Genomic DNA, 6,044 nt, shown 5'->3' on the forward strand with positions numbered 1-6,044 from the left:
CGGCGACGAGGTCAACGCCCGCGGCCGCCTGACGGTGGTCAATGCCGGCGTCGAGGGTGACCGCGACCGCGGCCCCTCGCTCGCCGCCATGCGCCGCCGCCGCGACAAGAAGATGGGTCGCAACCAGCAGACGCAGCCCAAGCTCAGCCGCGAGGTGACCATTCCGGAAGCCATCACCGTGCAGGAGCTGGCCAACCGCATGGCCGAGCGCGCCGTCGACGTCATCAAGATCCTGATGACGCAGGGCCAGATGGTGAAGATCAACGACATCCTCGACGCCGACACCGCCGAGCTGATCGCCACCGAACTGGGCCACACGGTCAAGCGCGTGTCCGATGCCGACGTCGAGGAAGGCCTGTTCGACATCCCGGCCGACGACAGGGCCGAGGACCTGACCAGCCGTGCCCCGGTGGTGACCATCATGGGTCACGTCGACCACGGCAAGACCTCGCTGCTCGACGCCATCCGCGAAGCCAATGTGGTGTCCGGCGAAGCCGGCGGCATCACCCAGCATATCGGCGCCTACCAGGTCGAGAAGAACGGCCAGAAGATCACCTTCCTCGACACCCCGGGCCACGAGGCGTTCACCGCCATGCGCGCCCGCGGCGCTCAGGCGACCGACATCGCCGTGCTGGTGGTAGCGGCCGACGACGGCGTCATGCCGCAGACCATCGAGTCCATCAAGCACGCCAAGGCCGCTGGGGTCCCGATCATCGTCGCCATCAACAAGATGGACAAGCCCACCGCCAACCCGACGCGGGTGCGCACCGAGCTGCTGCAGCACGAGGTGTTCGTCGAGTCGATGGGCGGCGAGGTGCTCGACGTCGAGGTTTCGGCGCTGACGCGCATGGGCCTCGACAAGCTGCTCGAGACCATCCTGCTGCAGGCCGAGGTGCTCGAGCTCAAGGCGGCCCGCGACGGGCGCGCCGAAGGTCTGGTCATCGAGGCCAAGCTCGATCGCGGCCGCGGTGCCGTGGCCACCGTCCTGGTGCAGCGCGGCACGCTCAAGGTCGGCGACATCCTCGTCGCCGGCACCGAGTTCGCGCGCGTGCGTGCCCTCATCAACGACAAGGGCGAGCAGGTGAAGACCGCCGCACCCTCGACGCCGGTCGAGGTGCTGGGCTTCACCGGCGTGCCGTCGGCAGGCGACCGCTTCAGCGTGGTCGAGACCGAGGCGCGAGCGCGCGAGGTCACCGAGTACCGCCAGCGTCTCGTGCGCGAGAAGACCGAGGGTGGCGGCGTCACCAGCCTCGAGCAGATGATGAGCCAGCTCAAGGCTTCGGGCGTCGCCAAGTTCCCGCTGATCATCAAGGGCGACGTGCAGGGCTCCGTCGAGGCGATCAACGCCTCGCTCAACAAGCTGTCGACCGACGAGGTCTCGGCCCAGATCCTGATGAGCGGCGTCGGCGGCATCACCGAATCCGACGTGACCCTGGCCTCGGCCTCGAGTGCGGTGATCATCGGCTTCAACGTCCGCGCCAACAAGCAGGCGCAGGACCTCGCCCGCCGCGACGGCATCGAGATCCGCTACTACAACATCATCTACGACCTGGTCGACGACGTGAAGGCGGCGATGTCGGGCCTGCTCAAGCCCGAGCGGCGCGAGACCTTCATCGGCAATGCCGAGATCCTCGAGGTGTTCAACATCTCCAAGGTCGGCAAGGTCGCGGGCTGCCGCGTCACCGAGGGCATGGTCGAGCGCGGCGCCGGCGTGCGCCTGATCCGCGACAACGTCGTCGTGCACGAGGGCAAGCTGTCGACGCTCAAGCGCTTCAAGGACGAGGTCAAGGAAGTGATCGCCGGGCAGGAATGCGGCATGGCCTTCGAAAAATACGAGGACATGCGGGTCGGCGACGTCATCGAGTGCTTCCGCGTCGAGCAGATCACCCGCTCGCTGTAGCAGCTCGGGCGGGCGCGGGGCCGGTCCCCGCGCCCCGCTCGCCGCCCGTCGTCAGCTCATCACCACCACTTTCGTGCCGGTTCCGACGCGGCCGTACAGGTCGATGATGTCCTGGTTCATCAGCCGGATGCAGCCCGAGGACACCGACTGGCCGATCGTGTAGGGCTCGACCGTGCCGTGCAGGCGGAAATGCGTGTCCTTGCCGCCGCGATACAGGTAGAGGGCGCGCGCCCCCAGCGGGTTGCCCGGGCCGCCGGGCAGGCCGCCGGCATACTTGGCGTAGCGCTCCGGCTGCTGGCGGATCATGTTGGCAGTCGGCGTCCAGCCCGGCCAGGCCGCCTTGCGCCCGATCACCGCGGTGCCGCGGAAGTTCAGCCCCTCCTCGCGGCCGACGCCGACGCCGTAGCGCATGGCGGTGCCGCCCGGCTGCACCAGGTACAGGTAGCGCTCCGAGGTGTTCACCACGATGGTGCCCGGCGCTTCCCTGCCCGGATACGGCACCTGCTGGCGCCAGAACTGGCGGGGCACGCGCCTCAGGTCGACGCCCGGCACCGGGAACGGTTCGCCGGGCACGGCGGCGTAGTAGCTCGCCCACGGCTCGTCGACGTCGATGACGTTGGCGTGCCGCGTGGTGCGGGTCGAGGAGCAGGCGCCGAGGGCAAGGGTGGAAAGTCCGATGAGAAACAAGCGGCGGGTGGTCAAGGAAGGCCTCTTTGATGCGGGAGCGTGCAGGATAACATCAGCCAGCCGCGATTGTTCCCGCTTGTCGAGTGCAGCCGTGCCACACCCCGGCGAGAATGCCGATCACGCCGCCGCGAGCCGGCGGCGACGCCCGCTGGGGTCACGATTGACCTCGGGCGCGGGAACGCCTAACTCGGGCGCATGAAGAAGGACACACACAGGCCGGCCGGGCCGAGCCAGCGCATGCTGCGCGTCGGCGAACTGGTGCGCCACGCGCTCGCCGGGCTGTTCGCCCGCGGCGAGATCGAGGATACGGAACTGGAGGGTGCGGTGCTGACCGTGCCCGAGGTGCGCATGACCTCGGATCTCAAGCTCGCCAATGCCTACGTCATTCCGCTGGGCGGCGAGCGCGCCGAGGCGATCGTGGCGGCGCTGAACCGGCACCGCCGCTTCATCCGGGGCCGCATCGCCCCCGAACTCGACCTCAAATTCGCCCCCGAGGTCAGGTTCTTCGTCGACACCACCTTCGACGAGTTCGGCCGCATCGACGCCCTGCTCCGTTCCGAGCGGGTGCAGCGCGACATCGACAAGGGCGACGCCGGGGACGACTGAGCCGCCGCGCGCCGGGGCCCCGCTGCGAAACGCCGCCTTCCATCCGCACATGAGGCTGCCCCTTCCGGGGCCACAACCGAGGAGCCGGCACAACCCGTGTCCCAACCGACCAGCAAGCAAGCGAAGCGCGACATCTCGGGCTGGCTCGTCCTCGACAAGCCCTACGACATGACCTCGACCCAGGCCGTCGGCCGGGTGCGCTGGCTGTTCGGGGCGAGGAAGGCCGGCCACGCCGGCACGCTCGACCCGTTGGCGACCGGCATCCTGCCGATCGCGCTGGGGGAGGCGACCAAGACCGTACCCGCCGTGCAGGACGGCACCAAGATCTACCGTTTCACCCTCGGCTGGGGCACCCAGACCAGCACCGACGACGCCGAGGGCGAGGTCGTGGCGACGTCCGCCCACCGGCCGGCCCGGGCCGACGTCGAGGCGCTGCTGCCGCGCTTCACCGGCGCCATCCTGCAGCGCCCCCCCGCCTTTTCGGCCATCAAGGTGGACGGCGAGCGCGCCTATGACCTGGCCCGCGCCGGCGAGGCGGTGGTGCTGGCGCCGCGCCCGGTCTTCGTCGAACGGCTGGCGCTGCTGCGGCACGGCCCGGACGAGTCCGATTTCGAAATGGCCTGCGAGAAGGGCACCTATGTGCGGGCGCTGGCCCGCGACCTCGCCGAGGCGCTCGGGACGCGCGGCCACGTCACGCGCCTGCACCGCGCCGCGGTCGGCCCGTTCTCGGACGAGGATGCGGTCAGCCTCGCCGCCCTCGAGGCGGCGGCATTGCCGGCGCGCGACGGCCTGCTGCTGCCGGTCGCCGCCGGCCTCGCGGGGTTGCCCGAGCTGCGTCTCACGCCCGACCAGGCGAGCGCCATCCGCCACGGCAACCCGGTGCTGCTGACCGGCGCCGGCGCCCCCCTCCAGCTTGACGCAGCCTGGGCCAGCTGCGCCGGCGAGGCGGTGGCGCTGGGCGCGGTCGAGTACGGCCAGTTCAAGCCGCGCCGGGTGCTGCTCTAGGGGCGGGTCGGGCGGCCCGTTCGCGCGGTTTGCACGCCGCAACCGTTGCCGCTACCATCGCCCCCAGGCCACAACAGAGCAGGCTGGTGATGGCAAACCAAGCTGCCGACGACATCGCGGGCGCCGCTCGGCGCGGATCGCGCCCGGCGCGGCCGATCGCCCTTTACCTGTTCATCCTCGCCCTCGTGGCGCTCGTCCCCGCCTTCGTCTTCTCCGCCGTCCTGCTGCAGCGCAACAACGAGACGCAGCAGCGCGTGGCCGAGGCGTTGATGGTGGGGACGGCGCGCTCCATCGTGCAGGCTGTCGAGCGCGAGATCGCCGCCAACATCACCACCCTCAAGGTGCTAGCGACGGCGCCGACGCTGGTCGGGGGCGATCTGCGCTCCTTCCATGCGCGGGTGAAGGCGGCGCTCGAGGGCACCGGCGCCAACATCTATCTGCTGGACGCCCGCCTGCACTCGGTCATGAGCACGCGCACCGAATTCGGCGCGACCCCGGTGCCCGCCGGCGACACCGAAACGCCGCAGCGCGCCCTCGCCACCGGCGACGTCGCCGTTTCGGACGTCGTGCTCGGCACCGTCTCCGGGCGCTGGGTGATCAACATCCTCTACCCGCTGCCCCAGCCGAGCCCGCAGGCGGTGGCGATCGGCTTCAATCGCAACGCCGACGACCTGACCGCCGCGCTGCTCGGCAACAAGCTGCCCGACGGCTGGTACGTGGCGCTGCTGGATCGAAAGGACGCCATCATCGCCTCCTCGCCGGGAGGCGGCCCGACCGGCGAGATCTTTTCCCTGGCCGATGCCGGCAGCCTCGGCGCCTCCTCATCGGGCTGGACCACGCTCGTCGCCGAGGACGGCACGACGCAGCTGGCCGTGGTGCAGAAATCTCCCCTCACCGGCTGGACGCTGGTGGCCTGGGCGCCGCGCGACCTCGTCGCCAGGCCGCTGTCGGAGGCATTCTGGTCGCTGGCCGTGGGCGGCGTGCTGCTCGCCGCCATGGTCATCCTGGCGATCTACTGGGTGGGCCTGCAGATCGGCCGCTCCGTGCATGGCCTCAAGTCCGACGCCATGCTGCTGGGAGCCGGCCGGCCGGTGCCGGCCAGGGCCTATCCGATCTCCGAGATCGCCACCGTGTCGAGGGCGCTGGCCGAAGCCTCGCGGCGCCGCCAGGCCGCCGAGACGGAGGTGCGCTTCCTCATGCGCGAACTCGCCCACCGCTCGAAGAACCAGATGACGGTGATTGCGGCGATGGCCAAGCAGACCGCGCGCAACGCCGATTCGGTGGCCGAGTTCATCGCCGGGTTCGAGAAGCGCATTCACGGGCTGGCCCGCTCCACCGACCTGCTGCTCGCGCACGGCATCGCCGGCGTCGACTTCCGCGAATTGCTGGCCCACCAGATCGACGTCTTCTGCCCCGTCGACCGCGGCCGGGTAAGGCTCGACGGGCCGGCGCTGCGCCTCAACACCCAGGCGGCGCAGATCCTCGGCATGGCGGCGCACGAACTGGCCACCAACGCCGTAAAGTATGGTGCCTTCGCCAGCGACAGCGGCACCCTCGCGGTGACCTGGCGGCTCGAGGCCGACCGCCTGCTGTTCACCTGGCGCGAGAGCGTGCACAAGGCGCCGCGCCCGTCGCGCCGTCGCGGCTTCGGCACCACCGTGCTCGAGAACATGGTCGGACGGGCGCTGGCGGCGACGGTCAAGTCCACCATGCACGCCGACGGCATCGAATGGAATTTCGACATTCCGGCCGCGGGGCTGCACCCGGACGCGGTGCCCGACGACGTGGCCGCGGCGGCGCTGCGCACCGAAGCGGCCCCCGGCTCGGGCAGCGCGCAGCCGGCGGT

Annotated in this window: 5 protein-coding genes; 4 read left to right on the plus strand and 1 reads right to left on the minus strand. The window is 70.6% G+C overall.

Annotation, left to right across the window (positions count from 1 at the left end):
• On the plus strand, nt 1–1,900 hold a 1,900-nt coding region (infB, locus tag VGD93_RS10550; protein ID WP_395011824.1), incomplete at its 5' end, for a translation initiation factor IF-2.
• Nucleotides 1,901–1,951: 51 nt separating this feature from the next.
• Here the strand turns inward: infB and VGD93_RS10555 are convergent.
• Nucleotides 1,952–2,602, minus strand: a complete 651-nt coding sequence (locus tag VGD93_RS10555; RefSeq protein WP_395011826.1) for a L,D-transpeptidase — start codon at nt 2,600–2,602, stop codon at nt 1,952–1,954.
• A 180-nt stretch (nt 2,603–2,782) separates the two neighbouring features.
• Between VGD93_RS10555 and rbfA the strand changes: the two genes are divergently transcribed.
• The 3 genes from rbfA to VGD93_RS10570 all read left to right on the plus strand — a co-directional run.
• On the plus strand, nt 2,783–3,193 hold the full coding sequence (gene rbfA / locus VGD93_RS10560) for a 30S ribosome-binding factor RbfA (protein ID WP_395011827.1): 411 nt from the start codon (nt 2,783–2,785) through the stop codon (nt 3,191–3,193).
• A 96-nt stretch (nt 3,194–3,289) separates the two neighbouring features.
• Entirely contained in the window at nt 3,290–4,198 is a 909-nt protein-coding gene (gene truB / locus VGD93_RS10565; protein WP_395011829.1) for a tRNA pseudouridine(55) synthase TruB, read from the plus strand.
• Between the two features lie 89 nt (nt 4,199–4,287).
• Nucleotides 4,288–6,044 (plus strand): sensor histidine kinase (locus VGD93_RS10570; RefSeq protein ID WP_395011831.1); only part of this gene is annotated, 1,757 nt, incomplete at its 3' end.

Origin of the sequence: Devosia sp. (assembly GCF_036406155.1) — a bacterium.
Lineage (GTDB): Bacteria > Pseudomonadota > Alphaproteobacteria > Rhizobiales > Devosiaceae > Devosia_A.

Bases quoted from the DNA above. Each gene is read 5' to 3' on its own strand.
- rbfA (WP_395011827.1), top strand. From the start codon at position 2,783: ATGAAGAAGGACACACACAGGCCGGCCGGGCCGAGCCAGCGCATGCTG.